Origin of the sequence: Pseudomonas sp. B7, from assembly GCF_016735645.1 — a bacterium.
Taxonomy (GTDB): Bacteria; Pseudomonadota; Gammaproteobacteria; order Pseudomonadales; family Pseudomonadaceae; genus Aquipseudomonas; species Aquipseudomonas glycinae.
Window position 1 is genome coordinate 733366 of record NZ_JAERRE010000001.1, and the last position, 17656, is coordinate 751021.

The 17656-nt window shown below is 61.6% G+C and carries 12 protein-coding genes; 5 read left to right on the plus strand and 7 right to left on the minus strand.

Going from position 1 to position 17656, the window contains the following annotated elements:
- Positions 1-7 precede the first annotated feature (7 nt).
- From JKA62_RS03530 to JKA62_RS03540, 3 genes are read left to right on the plus strand one after another with little or no spacing between them, the layout of a single operon-like run.
- On the plus strand, positions 8-1921 hold the full coding sequence (locus JKA62_RS03530) for a sensor histidine kinase (RefSeq protein WP_011335752.1): 1914 nt from the start codon (positions 8-10) through the stop codon (positions 1919-1921).
- Positions 1918-3246 carry a sigma-54-dependent transcriptional regulator gene (locus JKA62_RS03535; RefSeq protein ID WP_085606770.1) on the plus strand — a complete coding sequence of 443 codons (1329 nt, stop codon included), beginning with the start codon at positions 1918-1920 and terminating at the stop codon, positions 3244-3246. The genes JKA62_RS03530 and JKA62_RS03535 overlap by 4 nt, the downstream gene beginning before the upstream one ends.
- A gap of 20 nt (positions 3247-3266) precedes the next feature.
- Complete coding sequence (locus JKA62_RS03540; protein WP_162831789.1) at positions 3267-3596, plus strand: GlpM family protein; 330 nt, start codon at positions 3267-3269, stop codon at positions 3594-3596.
- Positions 3597-3638: 42 nt separating this feature from the next.
- Here JKA62_RS03540 and JKA62_RS03545 read toward each other — a convergent pair whose 3' ends face one another.
- Complete coding sequence (locus JKA62_RS03545; RefSeq protein WP_146615285.1) at positions 3639-4088, minus strand: hypothetical protein; 450 nt, start codon at positions 4086-4088, stop codon at positions 3639-3641.
- Positions 4089-4263: 175 nt separating this feature from the next.
- Positions 4264-5295 carry an alpha/beta fold hydrolase gene (locus tag JKA62_RS03550; RefSeq protein ID WP_011335755.1) on the minus strand — a complete coding sequence of 344 codons (1032 nt, stop codon included), beginning with the start codon at positions 5293-5295 and terminating at the stop codon, positions 4264-4266.
- A gap of 205 nt (positions 5296-5500) precedes the next feature.
- On the opposite strand from JKA62_RS03550, the gene JKA62_RS03555 reads away from it, so the two are divergent.
- Complete coding sequence (locus JKA62_RS03555; RefSeq protein ID WP_201816388.1) at positions 5501-11035, plus strand: dermonecrotic toxin domain-containing protein; 5535 nt, start codon at positions 5501-5503, stop codon at positions 11033-11035.
- Between the two features lie 42 nt (positions 11036-11077).
- Here JKA62_RS03555 and metE read toward each other — a convergent pair whose 3' ends face one another.
- On the minus strand, positions 11078-13390 hold the full coding sequence (gene metE, locus JKA62_RS03560) for a 5-methyltetrahydropteroyltriglutamate--homocysteine S-methyltransferase (RefSeq protein ID WP_201816390.1): 2313 nt from the start codon (positions 13388-13390) through the stop codon (positions 11078-11080).
- A 111-nt stretch (positions 13391-13501) separates the two neighbouring features.
- Here metE and metR point away from each other — a divergent pair, with 111 nt between their 5' ends.
- Positions 13502-14419 (plus strand): transcriptional regulator MetR, encoded by a 918-nt coding sequence (gene metR / locus JKA62_RS03565; protein ID WP_011335758.1) that lies wholly within the window; start codon positions 13502-13504, stop codon positions 14417-14419.
- Here the strand turns inward: metR and JKA62_RS03570 are convergent.
- The 4 genes from JKA62_RS03570 to JKA62_RS03585 are packed head-to-tail and all read right to left on the minus strand — an operon-like array spanning position 14403 to position 17448.
- Positions 14403-14933 (minus strand): GNAT family N-acetyltransferase, encoded by a 531-nt coding sequence (locus JKA62_RS03570; RefSeq protein WP_011335759.1) that lies wholly within the window; start codon positions 14931-14933, stop codon positions 14403-14405. The two genes, metR and JKA62_RS03570, sit on opposite strands and share 17 nt — an antisense overlap.
- 2 nt (positions 14934-14935) lie before the next feature.
- Entirely contained in the window at positions 14936-15574 is a 639-nt protein-coding gene (locus JKA62_RS03575; RefSeq protein WP_011335760.1) for a LysE family translocator, read from the minus strand.
- Positions 15575-15597: 23 nt separating this feature from the next.
- Entirely contained in the window at positions 15598-16032 is a 435-nt protein-coding gene (locus JKA62_RS03580; RefSeq protein WP_201816393.1) for an NUDIX hydrolase, read from the minus strand.
- A 60-nt stretch (positions 16033-16092) separates the two neighbouring features.
- Positions 16093-17448 carry an HD domain-containing phosphohydrolase gene (locus JKA62_RS03585; protein WP_201816395.1) on the minus strand — a complete coding sequence of 452 codons (1356 nt, stop codon included), beginning with the start codon at positions 17446-17448 and terminating at the stop codon, positions 16093-16095.
- Positions 17449-17656: the final 208 nt, after the last annotated feature.

Below are 17656 nucleotides of genomic sequence, written 5' to 3' on the forward strand. Positions count from 1 at the left end.
ATCTGTGATGAAATGCGACCCCACTCTCTATCGCGCCACGCCGCCATCACTTGCCGTGAAACCCCGTCTGATCCGCCACCTGTTCCTGCCGCCGCTGGTCATCGCCCTGATGATCGGACTGGGTTACATCGGCTTCTGGACCAGTGAACATTTCGGCATCCGCAGCCTCGGCGAAAACGGCCAGCGCCAGCTGGAACTGCACGCCCGCGCGGTCGAAAGCGAGATCAGCAAATACACCTACCTGCCCAGCCTGCTGGAACTCGAGTCGAGCGTTTCGCTGCTGCTGGACGACCCGACCCCGGAACACCGGCAAACGGTCAACGATTACCTTGAAGGCCTGAACCGGCGCAGCCGCAGTCGGGCCATCTACGTCATGGACACCACCGGCCGGGTCATGGCCACCAGCAACTGGCGCGACGTCGACAGTTATCTCGGTGAAGACCTGTCGTTCCGCGCCTACTTCCAGAACGCCATCCGCGGCCAGCCCGGACGTTTCTACGGGATCGGCAGCACCAACGGCGAACCCGGTTACTACCTGGCCCACGGCCTCGAAGAACACGGCAAGATCATCGGCGTCGCGGTGGTCAAGGTGCGCCTGGAAGCCTTGGAGGAACGCTGGCAGCGGGCGCGCCTCGAAGCGTTCGTCAGCGATGAAAACGGCATCATCATTCTGTCCAGCGATCCGGCCCGGCGCCTGAAATCGGTGATACCGCTGAGCGACGAGACCAAGGAAAAACTCGCCCGCAGCCTGCAGTACTACTGGTTCCCGCTGAACGAACTGCAACCGCTGGCCCGGGAAACCCTGTCCGAAGGCGTGGAAAAGCTCACCTTCCCGGCCAACAGCGAAGTGCCGAGCCAACAGGATGGCGATGAGGAAAACATCAGCTATCTGGCGCAAACCCGACCGCTGAGCGATACCCCGTGGAATTTCACCCTGCTCACCCCGTTGCAGGATCTGCGGCGCGAAGCGATCAATCAGGGGATTCTGGTAGCCGTGGCGTTTGCCCTGGTGGCGTTCCTGCTGATCGCCTGGAACGAACGGCGCAAGGTCATCGCCACCCGCCTCGCCGCCCGCGAAGCCCTGCAGGAAGCCAACAATCAGCTGGAGCGTCGGATTACCGAACGCACCGCCGACCTGCGCGCCAGCAATGACCGGCTCAAGAGCCAGATCCGCGAACGGCGTCAGGCCGAAGAAACCTTGCGCCGCGCCCAGGACGAACTGGTGCAGGCCGGCAAACTCGCGGCCATCGGCCAGATGTCCACCAGCATCGCCCACGAACTGAACCAGCCGCTGGCGGCGATGCGCACGCTGTCGGGCAACACCATTCGCTTCCTTGAGCGCGGCCAGCTCGATGTCGCCAGCACCAACCTCAAAACCATCAACGACCTGATCGACCGCATGGGCCGGATCACCGCCAGCCTGCGTTCCTTCGCCCGGCGCGGCGACGACAAGGGCCGCGCCAGCCTCGGCAAAGCGGTGGATGCCGCACTGCAAGTGCTCGGCGCCCGCGTCGAAAGTGCATCCCTGCAACTGCATCGCCAATTCGACGATGTGCAGGTGCAGATCGACCAGACCCGCCTGGAACAGATTCTGGTCAACCTGATCGGCAACGCCCTCGACGCCATGCAGGCGCAACCGCTGCCGGAACTGTGGCTGGAAGGTGAAGAATTCAACGGCAAATATCGCCTGCGAGTGCGCGACAACGGCCACGGCATCGACGCCGAAGCGCGCAAGCACCTGTTCGAACCGTTCTTCACCACCAAACCCGGCGAACAGGGCCTGGGCCTCGGCCTGACCCTGTCGGCCAGCCTCGCCGCCGCCACCGGCGGGCATCTGGGTGTCGAGCACCCGGCCAGCGGTGGTACCACTTTCGTCCTCAGTTTACCGTTGGTAAGCCCTACTCCTGCCGAGCCAATATGAACAACGACCTCAGTGTATTGATCGTCGAAGACGACCCCCATGTCCTGCTCGGCTGCCAGCAGGCGCTGACCCTCGAAGACATCCCCTGCATCGGCGTCGGCAGTGCCGAAGAAGCGCTGGAGCAGGTCGGCGACAACTTCGCCGGGATCGTCATCAGCGACATTCGCCTGCCGGGCATCGACGGCCTGGAACTGCTGACCCGGCTCAAGCAACGCGACCGCAGCCTGCCGGTGGTGCTGATCACCGGCCACGGCGACATCTCCATGGCCGTCGGCGCGATGCAGAAAGGCGCCTACGACTTCATGGAAAAACCGTTCTCCCCTGAACGACTGGTGGACGTGGCCCGTCGTGCGCTGGAGCAACGCAGCCTCAATCGCGAAGTTTCGTCCCTGCGCCGGCAACTGGCCGAACGCGATTCCCTTGAAGGGCGGATCATCGGGCGTTCGCCGGCCATGCAGAACCTGCGCGAACTGATCGCCAACGTCGCCGACACCTCGGCCAACGTATTGATCGAAGGCGAGACCGGCACCGGCAAGGAACTGGTCGCCCGCTGCCTGCACGATTTCAGCCGACGCCACACCAAACAGTTCGTCGCGCTGAACTGCGGCGGTCTGCCGGAAAACCTGTTCGAAAGCGAAATCTTCGGTCACGAAGCCAACGCCTTCACCGGCGCCGGCAAACGGCGGATCGGCAAGATCGAGCACGCCGACGGCGGCACGCTGTTCCTCGACGAAGTGGAAAGCATGCCGCTGCCGTTGCAGATCAAACTGCTGCGGGTGTTGCAGGAGCGCACCCTCGAACGCCTCGGCTCGAACCAGAGCGTGGCGGTGGATTGCCGGGTGATTGCGGCCACCAAGTCCGACCTCGACGAGTCGAGCAAGGCCGGGGAATTTCGCAGTGACTTGTACTACCGCCTCAACGTGGTGACGCTGGAACTGCCGCCCCTGCGCGAACGCCGCGAAGACATCCTGCAACTGTTCGAACACTTCACCCAGCAATCGGCCCTGCGTTTCGACCGGGCGCTGCCGGAGCTGGACAACCAGACGTTGTCGAGCCTGATGAGCCACGACTGGCCGGGCAACGTGCGCGAACTGCGCAACGTCGCCGAGCGTTTTGCCCTCGGTTTGCCGGCGTTCAAGAAAACCGGCGCGGGCAGCGCAGGTCAGGGCCTGGCGTTCGCCGAAGCGGTGGAAGCGTTCGAACGCAACCTGCTCAGCGACGCCCTGCAACGCAGCGGCGGCAACCTGACCCAGGCCAGCCTGGAACTGGGCATGGCCAAGACCACGCTGTTCGACAAAGTGAAAAAATACGGCCTGAGCCATTAAGCGAGAACAACGTGGATCTGATTTTCAAGGCAATGCTCGGTGCGGCCGTGGTGGTGATCCTCGCCATGCTGGCCAAGACCAAAAACTACTACATTGCCGGGCTGGTGCCGCTGTTCCCGACCTTCGCCCTGATCGCCCACTACATCGTCGGCAAGGGCCGTTCGATCGACGACCTGAAGACCACCATCGTCTTCGGCATGTGGTCGATCATTCCGTACTTCGTCTATCTGGCGACGCTGTACGTGATGGTCGACCGCATGCGCCTCGAAGCTTCGCTGGCGGTCGCGGCAGTGGCGTGGCTGATGGCGGCGACGGTGCTGGTGTCGGTGTGGGTGCGGCTGCATGCATAAAAAATCACGCTCGTCACCGTTTACCGTTTACCGTGAGTCCAGCTATTTACATTGACTAGTTGTAAGGGCCCCATGGCAGTTGTTCAAATGACCAACTATTTCGGGTGTAGTTGTTAAATCCAGATAGGTGGTAGAAGAATTCACATGCACTACCGAAAGAGCTTCACTAATTGTGTTGCCTGTCCAATTACTAGTCGGATTAGTCCCACCATCCTTGCACGTAATTGAGTCAAAAGTGCATTTGCCATTTGGCTCAACCGCAATCGTATGTGTCAGGCAACTATGATTAGCAGTGTTATTATTCCAGGCAGTCTCACACGCATTTGGTGGTTTTGGCTTTCTAGCTTCATCCCACGCTGCTGCGGCCGCATCAAACTTTCCGGGATCAGCCCAATACGCCTCTTCCATTTCATCCTCCGTCATGGCATAAGCGTGACCCGATATTACCTGCAGCAAAAACAACACCAGCATCCACAACTTTCCATTTCTCATGTCACTTTCCTTATAAAACCAATGCGTCATCGCAATATAAAAATAAACGGACAACCACAAGCACGCCACTGTCAGAAATAACAGTTCGCAAGATAAAAATGAAATAAGAAACCCTTGCTAAGAGCAAATCCAACTAACTTTCTAAAATTATAGAAATAAAACTAACGATCTACATTCAGAGAAAATCAGATCCCGAGCCTAAAATCTGCGCCCAGTGCGACGTGTCTTCGCGATGCTCGCGCAAATACGGCAACACCGCCGCCAGCAACGGCTCCTTGAACGCTTCCTGAAAACGGTGCGCCAGCCCCGGAATCAGTCGCAACTGACTGCCACGAATGTGCGCCGCCAGGTGCACGCCGTGCATCACCGGCAGCAGCGGATCCGCCGTGCCATGCACCACCAGGGTCGGGACGCGCAGTTGATTGAGCAACGCCACCCGACTCGGTTCGGCGAGGATCGCCATGATCTGGCGCTTCACGCCTTCAGGGTTGAACGCCCGGTCATAGGACAGCGCCGCCTGATGCAGCAACATCTGGCGATCATCAGTGACCGTCGGACTGCCCAGCGCCGCCAGCAGATCCGCCTGTTGCTCCAAGGCGATCTGGCGATTGGGAGCACCGCGCCGTGACAACAACTGCACCAACGCCGCGCTCGGCGCCGGCAGCCCTTCGGCGCCGGAGCTGGTCATGATCAGCGTCAGGCTCTCGACCCGTTGCGGGGCCATCGCCGCCATGTGCTGAGCGATCATCCCGCCCATGCTCGCGCCGAGCACGTGGAATTGCTCGACGTGCAGCGCGTCCATCAGGCCCAGCGCATCGTCGGCCATGTCTGTAAGGCTGTAAGGCGCCGCCACCGGCAGGCCGAGTTTGTAGCGCAGCACTTCAAAGGTAAGGTTGGCGTCGGCCGGCGCCTGGCGCCAGGTCGAAAGACCGACATCGCGGTTGTCATAGCGGATCACCCGGAACCCCTGCTGACACAGCGCAACCACCACTTCATCCGGCCAGTGGATCAACTGTCCGCCCAGCCCCATCACCAGCAGCAACGCCGGATCCGACGCACGACCGATGCTCTGGTACGCCAGGCTCACCTGCTGCAGATCGACCCGTTCGGTCGGTACATTGACGTCGCAACGCGACGCCGCATAGGACGCCGGAACTAAAAAAACCGCGGCCAACAACGCCGCGACTGCAAAAAATCCCTTGAACATGAAAAACACCGAAACGCAGAACCCCAGTAGAGCGCGAGTCTGATGAAGTTTGTTCAAGCGCGCTGCCACAGTTCGATGACAGTTTGATGAAGAGTGCCGAGCGGTCGGCTGGACCCGATAACCATGCACCACCCGCTCCCTGACCATTGCTCTTGAATGACGCCTGAATGAGCGGATCCGCCGCTCTTTGTCTGAGCTTGTCGCCATGGTCGAACGATCCTTTTTAGAAAATCTCCCTGCCCCGCTGAACCTGCAGCACGAGTTCCCCCGTCTGCCCGTCTCTGTCGATGAAAGCCTGCTACAGAGCGCGGCAATCCGTCGGCGGACATGCAGCGAAGGGCTGCGCCAACTGTGCGCCGGCGCGCCCTCGGTACGCGATACCCTCGACCGCTTGCTCCACGAGAAACTGGGGCTGGACGGTCAGCAGTGCGGCTTGCTGTTTCACCCGACCAACAGGCATGCGCAGCGTTTTGTCAGTCTCACGGCAGCCTGCGCCTTCGTCGTCCAGCATCCGCGACTGGAAGAATGGCTCGACAACCGATGCCGGATGACCGGTGTGAACAGCGCCCACGCCCTGTCGACACTCACCCCGTCGCAATTGCTTGAACAAATCAAGGCTCTCGAACCGGCACTGGCGCTCGATGAGCGCTGGCAGGCTTACTGGAGCTCCCGAGCGCCTGGCACGCCGCTGTCCCGCCGGGATCAGGCCGATCGTCTGTATCGGGGACATGTCGAGGCCGCCGCACAAATGGCCTTTGCCCGGCGCACGGTAACGGCTGAACAGCTGGAACCCCTGTGGGCGCTGATGGACGGGGCGCAAACACGCAGCGCTTCGGACGATACCCTGCGCATCGAACTGCCGACCCTGCGACTGCACAACGGCGTGCGGGTCAGACCGGCGGCCGCCTGGGTCATCAGTCGCGCAGACGACGCTGCGCACTTGCTGTACGTGCCCGACCAGGCGGATGCGATCCAGGCCTTCGCCCGACGCAGTGATGTGCAGACCTGGCTGGCGCAGCCGCCATTCGTGCCCGCCGGACTGCCGGTCGAGAACCTCCAGGTCGAATATGCCGCGGTCGGCCGCTCACTGACGATGGTCTTCAACGAGTGGCTGTCGCAGCAGCAAATGACCCAAGTCGCTGCGTTGCGCAACGGATCGGACGGCAAACGCAATCTGGCCGAACACGGTCCTCGCTCGCTGGACGTCGCCGAGCGGATCGACCGACAGCGCAACCTCGCCACGTTCAGTGCGCCTCCCGGCCTGGACAGCCCGGCCCCAACGCCGGAGAGCGAAGATGAACCGTCACTGTTCGGCAACCTGCAGGCCGATGTGCCCTGGTCCCTGCGACAGGTTGCCGTCAAGCGAGCGTTCGATGCACTGGAGTCATTGGCGGATGATGAAGCCCTGCGATCGTTCAGAGCGCTGCAAACGATGCAGGAAAACGCCGAGCAAGCCGCCGACCTCGCCGCGCGGGCACTGCTCGAGCGCGAGCGAACGTTGGACATCCCCACGTTCAATCGGCAGTTCACCGCGCTGTACAACGCCCACAGACAAGGGCTGATTGCCGAAGCGCAAATGCAAAGGGCGCTGAATCAGATCAGCGTTGAAGAACATCACCTGCTCACAGCAATGCTTGGCACAGCCGACAGCGCCGATAGCGAATTTGTAGCAGCCAGCCTCACTCTGTCGCTGACCGAGTCCGAGGAAAACAGGACCACGATCAACCATCAAGAGATCAACGGCGCGTTCGTGCTGATGCGCGGGCAGCGCCCGCCAGACCACGCGCAAAGCCTGATGCTCTACTGGCCCGGCAGCGGCGGCGGACTGCAACGGTTCGCCGATCGCCAGGCCCTGGAACAGCAGTTGTTCAAGGTGCATGCAAATGCAGACAGCCCGGCGCTGGCGTTGACACCCCTCTCAGGCGATCCGCTGCAATACGCGTTGAATCAGCTGACCGGCGAGTTCGAAACCCGGGCGGCTACCATTCGCCAACGCAACAGCGAACCCTCGCGGGCACGACAGCGTGCAGATGAGCTGCAACACCTGCGCAGCCAGACGCTTGCCCTTCTACAAGTGCCAATCCACGCAGCCCGACGGCTGGCCATGGACTTTCGACTGGATCAGCAACGCAGCGCCACCCTCGCCACACAGTTGCCCGACTGGCTGCGCAATCTGCCGCAAACCGAACAACGCCCCCTCAAGGAACTGATCCAGGCCTGGATCGTTGCGATGAACCGCAGTCACGCTTTGCTGGCCGTCACGTTGCCGCCTCGTGAGGATTTCACCCGCCAGCGTCTGCAGGAACGGCTGCGTGGGGACTTCTCCCTTGAAGGGCATTTTTCGGTGCAACTGAACCTGCCGGATTCGGTGGCACTGCAGAAGCAGACATTCAACGCGCCCGGCGCCCCCGGCACACCTCAGAAACTGGTGGCGATACCCAGCGCCACCCGCAGCAGCCTGTCGCTGGAGACCCTGGCGCAGCTCAACATCGACAATACACCGTCGATGAATCTGGAACCCTTGCTGATGCGCCTGGACTTCATGCAGGTCGAAGTCAGTGCCAGCGACGACCGCGAACGCTCCACCCTGCTTGAGGGGATCACCCTTCCCTATCTGCGCAAGCTGCTGCCGGAGCTGGATCTGCCCAAGGCCTACGAGCAACTGATTCACTCCACCTTCAAAGGCGCGACCGACGAGCCGCCGTTCCGGCGGGATCATCGGCGCGAATGTCTGCTCGAACCCTGGCGCCTGATGCTCAGGCTGCAAGGTCGATGCGCATGGCTGCAACATCAGATCGACCAATCTGCGTTGCAGATCTTCGATACGGCCATCGATGCCGACACCGACGAAGCCTGGAACCATGGTGATCGACGTATCGTGCTGCGCCCGGCGTTCCTGTCCGCCGGTGGTCCGGACACACCGGGCGAAGGGCCCGCTACGCTGTCCGGCGTGACCTTTATCGAAGAACAGGCAGGCGGCACGACATTGCTGTACCTGCCGGATGCGCCCGACGGTCGATTCCTGCGTGGTTACGACAGCCTCGAAGCGGCTCGCAAGGATCTGTTCCATCGCTGCAGCCAGGACACGATGATCCGCTATCTCGCCGGCCGCGCCTTGCAGGGCAGCGTCCGGGCCCACGAAAAACGTATCGCTGAAGCAGTGGATAAACGCTTTGACGGCATGATCGGCGTCGGACTGAAATGGCCACCCACCACATCGCTCGCCGCGCATCTGCTCGATGCCCACATGGGCCGCCTGATCGAGGCCCATCGCGGCACCTCGCGCTCAAATGAAGCGCTGTACCAAGAGCGCTATGCCCTCAATGGTCCCCGAGTATTCAACTACCTGAAAATGGCCTTGGGGCTGGTGCCCTTCGTGGGTACGGCAATCGCGCTGTATGACGCCTGGATCGCCGGCAATCAGGCCGTCGCGGCGTTTCTGCGGGGCAAGGTCGGCGATGGGCTGGCCGAGGTCGAATCGCTGCTGCTGTGCCTGATCGATGCCGCCATCGATCTTTTGCCCGGCGCCGGCGCGAGCCTCAAAGCCCGTTCGGCGACCCGCACCCGCCTGCTTCGGAACCTGGCGACAGACTCAGCAGCGCTGACGCTGCGCAATCAAACCCAGACGCGCCGCATCGTCGAACGATTCGCCGGATACGAATATGAGAACCCGCTCTCGCTGGCCGGTGTGCAACCGGTCGACAGTGGCGTGTGGCGAAACATTTACCGGCATGCCGACGGGAATTTCATCGTCCGCCAGGGCAGGGTCTACAAGGTCGAATGGAGTCGTGATTCACGCAACTGGCGTTTGAGCGGCACCCCCCGCAAGACCTATAAACAACCCATCGCCCTGAACGAGGCAGGTGAGTGGGATACCTGGTTCGGTGTCTACGGCACCACGTTCGAGGGCGGGGGACTCGGTGGCGGCAATGTGCTGGGGTACATCGCCGACACCCTCGATCCGGTCTGGCCGCAAGCCATCCGCAACCGCCTGCCGCGCCGGTGGGTCGACCGCGCTTATCGGTTGCACCATCGGCTGACCCTTGAATGTGACAGCTTGAGCAACCGCATCGACGCCCAGGTCCGAAGAAGCGATGTGGTGATCAATACCCACTATCAGAACCCCGATAATCTGCTGTTCAGACTGGCCGCAGAAAAATGCTGCCGGGATGACATTGCCTTGGCCAAGCGTCAGTTTCAGACAGTGGCCGAGCTGCGTCCCCTTTCCCACGGCAACAAGCTGCGTGCCTTGCTGGATATACAGAGCCGCGACGCCAAACTGATCACCGACCGCCTCAAACACCGCGCGCTGATCACCAACCAGCGCATCAGGAAAAGACTGGATGACCTCGATGCACAGCATGAGGCCCTCGATGCGCTGCCGGCGGAGTCGATCGACGCGCGCTGGAGACAGCGTCAGGACATGCACCGGACCCGTCTCGAGATCATCAGCGCTATCGAGGACGTCGAAGGATTCATGAGCGATCTCAACCGTTGGTACAGCCTCATCACCGTGCAAACGGACAGGGCCAGACTGAGGGCGGTGGTCGATGACATGAACCGACGCATGACCGATTTCAATCTCGGGTACGTCAAGACTTCGCAACGCCTGGAGACGGTGCAGAACTTCGAACACACCGGCGATATCTCCTGGCGTTATCTGCAACAAAGTGCCTGGCAATTGCGGGCCGACATGGACCGAGCCCTCTTCACTCAGTTCAGTCTGTCGGAAGTCAGCGCCACGCGGGCGCAGCGCATGCAGATACTGACTGACTGCCTCGACACCTATGCAAAATATCGCCGGGAAATGAACCAGTGGACCGCCAGTTACCCCCAGTACTTTCATATGGAAGAGTTCGAACCGTTGATGGCCGGCGTGGAAGCCATGGCCGAGCGTGCCAGAAAGGCCATCGACCTTCCGGTACCCGCTCGCCCTGGCGGGCAGCGCGACAAGAAAATCTTCCGGACCGAAAACGATCAGTGGCTGATCGGGGTGGAGAACTGGGAACTCAGAACCCGCAAACGGCAATTCGTCCTGAACCATGGCAAAGCCGGGCAGCAAGTCTGGGAACAGGCGACCAACGGCCGGTATCGCCAGGTGACGCCACAGCCACAAACACTGCCGCCGGCGCCCCGCCATCTGCCGTCACTGCTGGCCGATGCGCGCAAGCGGCTTGATGGACAACCGGCCTATCAGGCAAAGGTGCAGACCTATGCCGAACACGACATGCTCCCGGTGGATCTGGAACACATGATGGTCAGTGAAGCCAATGACTTGTCGCGCCGGGCCAAAGATATCGAAGCCCTGTCCGCCGGACATCCGGTGATCGCAGAACTGAACGCCATGGCGGCCCGAATGCGTATTCAAGGACGGCAAATGCGCACCCGGCAGACCCTTGCCAGCCGAAGCCCCACCGATGGCATGCTCGAAGATCTGCTGCAACAAAATGCCGTGGAGGTCCGCAAGGTCGCGCTGATGAAGCAACTGCGCAATCGCACCGACGGCCGGCCAGATTACCTGCAGGAATACGAAATTCGCGATCTGAGCCTCCAGCCGCCCCGGCTGTTGTGGTATGCACATTTTCACTACAGCAAAGCCAGGCCAGCGTTCGGCGACTTCGAAAAAGCCCATTTGAAACTGCCTGAACACCGTGGCAAGACCCACGCTGACGATCAAACGTTACCCTACGCCGACATCGGCAAGCGTTCGCCAGTGCTGCCCTGGTTCGAAGCGCTTTGACACGACCCGGGGAGCGGTTCGCCGCTCCCTGTCTCTTGCGTGTTACGCCAACTGACTGCGCAACTGCCGCGCCGCCGCGACCATGTTGACCAGCGCTGCTTCGGTCTCCGGCCAGGCGCGGGTTTTCAGCCCGCAGTCGGGATTGACCCACAGGCGCTGCGCCGGAATCCGTTTTACCGCTTTGCTCATCAACTTGACCATCTCGGCAGTGTCCGGCACCCGCGGCGAGTGGATGTCGTAGACACCCGGGCCGATGTCGTTCGGGTAGTCGAACGCTTCGAAGGCCTCGAGCAATTCCATGTCCGAACGCGAGGTTTCGATGGTGATCACGTCGGCGTCCATGTCGGCAATCGCCTTGATCACATCGTTGAATTCGCTGTAGCACATGTGGGTATGAATCTGCGTTTCATCCTTCACGCCCGAGGCTGTCAGGCGGAACGCTTGCACCGCCCAGTCGAGGTATTCCTGCCATTGTTCACGGCGCAGCGGCAGGCCTTCGCGGAACGCGGCTTCGTCGATCTGCACGATCTTGATCCCGGCGTTTTCCAGGTCCACCACTTCGTCCCGCAGGGCCAGCGCCAGTTGTTGCGCCTGGACTTTGCGCGACACGTCTTCGCGCGGGAACGACCACATCAGCATGGTCACCGGACCGGTCAGCATGCCTTTCATGACCTTGTCGGTCAGACTCTGAGCGTAAGTGATCCAGTCCACGGTCATGGCGTTCGGACGGGACAGATCGCCATAAATCACCGCCGGTTTCACGCAACGGGACCCGTAGCTCTGCACCCAGCCGAAGCGGGTAAACAGGTAGCCGTCGAGCTGCTCGGCGAAGTACTCGACCATGTCGTTGCGCTCGGCTTCACCGTGCACCAGCACATCCAGGCCCAGGCGTTCCTGCACCTGCACCGCGTGGCGGATTTCGCTGCGCATGGCATCGTGGTAATCGTTGGCCGACAGCTTGCCCTGCTTGAACGCCTGACGGGCCAGGCGGATCGAACCGGTCTGCGGGAACGAGCCGATGGTGGTGGTCGGGAACGTCGGCAATTTCAGACGCGCCTGTTGCGCGGCGATGCGTTTGGCGAACGGCGAATGACGCTGGCTGTCGCTGGCGTTGATCGCCTCGATCCGCGCTTGAACTTCGGCCTTGTGAATGCGCGGCGAACGGGCGCGGCTTTGCTGAATGGCGCGGCTTGCGGCCAGTGCGCTTTGCACGTTCGGCGCTTGCGGGTCGTTCAGCGCATCACGCAACACCGAGATTTCGCTGCACTTCTGCACGGCGAACGCCAGCCAGCTTTTCAGTTCCGGATCGAGCTTGTCTTCACGCTCGACATCCACCGGGCTGTGCAGCAACGAGCAGGAACTGCTTACCCACAGGTTGTCGCCGAAACGCTCCTGCGCCGGTTGCAGTTGCGCCAGCGCCTGCTCCAGTTCGCAGCGCCAGACGTTGCGTCCGTTGACCAGACCGACCGACAGAATCTTGTAGGTCGGCAGACGATCGAGCACCTGACCGAGTTGCTCCGGTGCACGCACCGCATCGATGTGCAGGCCTTGCACCGGCAGGCCGACGGCCAGACCGAGGTTGTCTTGCAGACCACTGAAATAGGTCGCCACCAGTTTCTTCAATGGCGAGTACTGAAGGATGTGATAGGCGCGTTCGAAAGCGCTTTTCCAGGCTTGCGGCAGGTCGAGGGTGAGGATCGGCTCGTCGATCTGCACCCACTCCACGCCCTGTGCCGCGAGACGACCGAGGATTTGGTTGTACACCGGCAGCAGGCGCTCGAGCAGATCGAGCTTGTCGAAGCCGTTGCCTTTCGCCTTGCCCAGCCACAGGTAGGTCAGCGGGCCGATGATCACCGGTTTGACGTTGTGACCGAGGGCTTTGGCCTCTTCGACTTCATCGAACAGCTGTTCCCAGCTCAGCTTGAACTGCTGGTCGGCGCTGAATTCCGGGACCAGGTAGTGGTAGTTGGTGTCAAACCACTTGGTCAGCTCCTGGGCGTATTGAGTCTTGCCGTGCTCACCGCCGCAGCAGGACGACGTGGCGCCACGAGCCATGGCAAACAAGGTGTCGAGGGTCGCCAGGCCGCGCTCGTCGCGCACAGCGTCGAAGCGCTCGGGGATCACACCGAAGGTCAGCGAGTGGGTCAGCACCTGGTCGTACCAGGCGAAGTCGCCGACCGGCAGCAGGTCGATGCCGGCGTCCTTCTGCAGTTGCCAGTGTCTGGCGCGCAGTTGGCGGCCGACCTGATTCAGGGCGGCCTGATCAAGATCACCTTTCCAACAGGCTTCGAGGGCTTTTTTCAGTTCGCGGTCGGCGCCGATGCGCGGGAAACCCAGGGTGTGTGCCACGGCCATGTCGAGTGTTCTCCATTGCGTAAAAGATGGCGCCATTGTCGACAGCCAGGGCAACATGAGACAAACTCAACCTTTTCGTGTTGATCACAAATTTTCCTCATGGAGCCTGCAGTGCTTGAGATCCGTCACCTGAAAACCCTGCATGCCCTGCGTGAAGCCGACAGCCTGGTCGATGCAGCCGACCGCCTGCACCTGACCCAGTCGGCGCTGTCCCACCAGTTCAAGGAGCTGGAAGAGCGCATGGGCATGCCGTTGTTCGTGCGCAAGACCAAACCGGTGCGCTTCACCAGCGCCGGCCTGCGCCTGTTGCAACTGGCCGACGCGACCCTGCCGCTGCTGCGTGCCGCCGAACGTGACATTGGGCGTCTGGCCGGTGGCACTGCCGGACGTCTGCACATGGCCATCGAATGCCACAGCTGCTTCCAGTGGCTGATGCCGACCATCGATCAGTTCCGCGATGCCTGGCCGGAAGTCGAACTCGACCTCGCTTCGGGTTTCTCGTTTGCACCGCTGCCGGCGCTGGCCCGGGGCGATCTGGATCTGGTGGTGACGTCCGACCCGCTGGAAATCGCCGGCATCACCTACGTGCCGCTGTTCACCTACGAAGCCATGCTCGCGGTCGCCAATCAGCACGTGCTGGCAAGCAAACCGTACATCGTTCCCGAAGACCTGCTGACCGAAACCCTGATCACCTACCCGGTCGAACGCGATCGCCTGGACATCTTCACCCGTTTCCTCGAACCGGCCGACATCGAACCGGCGCAGGTACGCACCTCGGAGCTGACGGTGATGATGATGCAGCTGGTGGCCAGCGGCCGTGGCGTGTGCGGCATGCCGCACTGGGCGCTGCATGAATACAGCTCGCGGGGTTACGTGAAGGGCAAGCGGCTGGGCGAGAAAGGTCTGTTTGCCACGCTGTACGCAGCGATCCGCGCCGACATGCTGGATGCGCCGTACATGCGCGACTTCCTGCTGACGGCCAAGGACACTTCGTTCTCGACCCTGGATGGGGTCAGCGCGGTTCGTTGAGGCTGGCGGTTGGCACGAAAGGCGCGCACCACATGTGGATCTTGTCGAAGTAGTCCTCGCCGACCCGCACCGCCATCGGTTCGAGGCCGAACTGGATGAAGCCGCAGCGCTGGTACAACTTGAACGCCGCGTCATTGCCGGCGGTGACGGTCAGTTGAATGACTTTCAGCGCCGGATGCTGCTGCGCTTCACCCAGCACCGCCTCCATCAGTTTCAAACCCAGACCGCGCTGGCGATACTCGGCCGACACATACATGCCGAACACCGTTGCCTTGTGCCGGGCCTTCTCACGAGGCTCAAACGCCAGGCCGACGATGCCCGCCAGCCGGCCGTCCTCGAACGCGCCGAACACCGCGTCGAGCTTGCTGGTCAGGCGTGATTCCCACCAGCTCAGCGGCATCACTGCGCGCTCGCGCACGCTGGAGGTGAACGCCTGCGGATGCCGGTCATAGGCTTCCAGCATCAGTTCGCGATAAGCGAGCGCATGACTGGCGTCCAGCCGCTCGATCCACATGCTCAAGCCGAGCGGCGTTGTTCAAGCATCAGCCGTACGGCCAGACCGCCGAGCACAAACCCCATGAAATAACGCTGCGCCGCCAGCCAGGTCGGATTGCTGACGAACCACGAAGCGATGCCCGCCGCGAACAGCGCGATCAACAGATTGACGCTGAAACTGACGCTGATCTGGGTCAGGCCGAGAATGATGCTTTGAGTGAACACCGAGCCGTGTTCCGGGGTAATGAACTGCGGAAATACCGAGAGGTAGAACACCGCGATTTTCGGGTTCAGGGCGCTGGTTAGAAAGCCCATGGTGATCAGTTTGCGCGACGAATCCGCCGGCAGTTGCTGCGCCTCGAATGGCGAACGGGCGCCGGGCTTCACCGCCTGCCAGGCCAGCCACAACAGGTACAGCGCACCGGCCCATTTCAACACTTCATAGGCCATCGGCACCGCGAGAAACACCGCAGTCAAACCGGCAGCCGCCGCGAACAGATGCACAAAGAACCCCGCCACCACGCCGAGCAGCGAAGTCACCCCGGCACGGCGTCCCTGACAGATCGAACGCGAGATCAGGTAGATCATGTTCGGCCCCGGCGTCAGTACCATCAGCAGGGCGGCGGCGGCAAAAATCAGCAGGTCTTGAAGCGGGATCATGACGAAGTCCTTTGCACGAATGATCAGGCGATCGCGGTCAGCGAGGCTCGATAAAACGGCAGGATCAGGTCGCGTGTCAATGGGGCGAGAACCACATCGCCGTCGGTGGCAGGATCAATCCAGATCACCTCTTCGATCTCGGCGGCTGGAGACACCTTGGCGTCGATGGTCAGCTGAAAGATCTCGGCCTGCACGACGAATCCCGGCTCGTTGGCGGCGGGTGCCGAGAACTGGCCGAGAAAGCTCGCCTGCACCGGATCGATCACCAGCCCCAGCTCTTCTTCCAGCTCACGGGCCAGCGCATGCACCGGCAGCTCGTGGGCCTCGATCTTGCCGCCCGGTTGCATGAACGCCGTGGTGTTGCGCTTGCGCACCAGCAGGGTCTGGCCGGCGGAGTTGAGCAGCAGCGCGGCGGCAATACGAATGATGCGAGGGGAAACAGCGAATACAGAGGTCATGGGGCAGCCACCGGCCTTGAGAAAAACCGCAAGGATCCCATGCCGGTCGCGTCAGCGTCATCATCCCTGGGCCAGAAGTACGCTCTCCCCCTCCTCCGGCACTTTCACGAACACCTTGTATTTAGCGCCCTCCATGGCTTCGAAACTGATCAGTTTGTCCACCAGCAAAGCACTCAGCACCTTGCCGGCATTGAGCAGCAACATGCCGTTGTCGGCGTTGAGATTGCGCGCCAGGATCATCCCCGCTGCCAGCTCCCGGGTGCCCAGCACCCTGACGCTCGGATCGATCAGCGTGATATCGCTGACCGTCGCACACACCTTGACGAAGTCCTCGATCAGCTCAGGATCATAGACTTTGCCGGCGTACTGGCGCAGGTACAACAGCGCTTCATCGCTGTTCATCTGCCGTTCGAGAATCAGCCCGCGCTGCAACTCGACGAAATCCACCGCCAGTTTCAACAGCCGCGAGCCCAGGGGAATGGCCTCGCCCTTGAGCCGGTCCGGGAAGCCTGTGCCGTCCCAGTGTTCCTGATGGTGCAGGATCAGCCGCGCCGCGTCCTTCATCGGGTCGAGGGTCATCAATAACGATTCGCTCTGTTTCGGATAGGCACGGTAGCGGTCGCGCTCTGTGGAGTGCAGCAGGTCCGAGGGCGTGGTCATCATGCTGTCAGTCCAGCTCAGTTTGCCGATGTTGTAGAGCGCCGCCGCCATGGTCAGGTCGCGGCTGGCGGCTTCGTCCAGCCGATGAACCTTGCAGTAGCCGCGTACCAGCTCGATGATCTGCCGGTTGGTCTGCTTGGCCGGCGGCAGACGCAAATTCGCCAGCAGCGAGAACACTTCGGTGCCGGTCACATAACTGTGTTTGAGCTCCTCGTAGGCCAGGTCGAGCATGTCGGCGGTCTGCTGCAGTTCGGCGGTACGGGCGGCAACGTGTTTTTCCAGGGTGCTGTTGAGCAATTTCAATTGTTCGTTTTGCACTCGCGTCAGTTTTTCCAGACGTTCGCGCTCGCGTGCCAGATGCTGATGCTCGAGGGCCTGACGCAAGGTCAGGAGCATTTCCTCGTCGTTCCAGGGTTTGCTGATGTAACGGTGGATCTGCCCTTCGTTGATGGCCTTGATGATCGCCGAAGGGTCGGCGTAGCCGGTGAGCATGATCCGCGCGGTCGCCGGGTACAGCTCATGAACGCGAGCCAGCAGCGTGGCGCCATCCATGTTGGGCATGCGCGCATCGCTCATCACCAGATTCACCGGTTGCTGCTCAAGGATTTCCAGAGCCTGGGCACCGCTGGTGGCCAGCAACACGTCATAAGGCTGGCCGCGCAGCAGACGGCGCAGGCTGTTGAGGATCGGTTCCTCGTCATCGACCAGCAGCACTTTGGGCCGGGGCGGCGAAATCGGGGCGGACGGCTCTTCCATGGCGAAGCCTCGTGAAAAACGTTGGACATGACTGATGCGCCGACAGACCTCCCCGCTTGCCCGCGCCTGAACCAAAGGCTAGATGATTTTCGCCGGGGCCGTGTAAATCCTCTGTTACACCGCGACAGGCGAAGTTGCGTCCCTGCAACTATGCTCAAGTGGCGGGACGACACCATCGGCCTGCGCGCAGGCATGGGATGAGGGGAAA

Coding starts and splice junctions, on each gene's coding strand:
- JKA62_RS03530 (WP_011335752.1), top strand. CDS start 8: ATGAAATGCGACCCCACTCTCTATCGCGCCACGCCGCCATCACTTGCC.
- JKA62_RS03535 (WP_085606770.1), top strand. CDS start 1,918: ATGAACAACGACCTCAGTGTATTGATCGTCGAAGACGACCCCCATGTC.
- JKA62_RS03545 (WP_146615285.1), bottom strand. CDS start 4,088: ATGAGAAATGGAAAGTTGTGGATGCTGGTGTTGTTTTTGCTGCAGGTA.
- JKA62_RS03550 (WP_011335755.1), bottom strand. CDS start 5,295: ATGTTCAAGGGATTTTTTGCAGTCGCGGCGTTGTTGGCCGCGGTTTTT.
- JKA62_RS03555 (WP_201816388.1), top strand. CDS start 5,501: ATGGTCGAACGATCCTTTTTAGAAAATCTCCCTGCCCCGCTGAACCTG.
- metE (WP_201816390.1), bottom strand. CDS start 13,390: ATGGCCGTGGCACACACCCTGGGTTTCCCGCGCATCGGCGCCGACCGC.
- JKA62_RS03570 (WP_011335759.1), bottom strand. CDS start 14,933: ATGTGGATCGAGCGGCTGGACGCCAGTCATGCGCTCGCTTATCGCGAA.
- JKA62_RS03575 (WP_011335760.1), bottom strand. CDS start 15,574: ATGATCCCGCTTCAAGACCTGCTGATTTTTGCCGCCGCCGCCCTGCTG.
- JKA62_RS03580 (WP_201816393.1), bottom strand. CDS start 16,032: ATGACCTCTGTATTCGCTGTTTCCCCTCGCATCATTCGTATTGCCGCC.
- JKA62_RS03585 (WP_201816395.1), bottom strand. CDS start 17,448: ATGGAAGAGCCGTCCGCCCCGATTTCGCCGCCCCGGCCCAAAGTGCTG.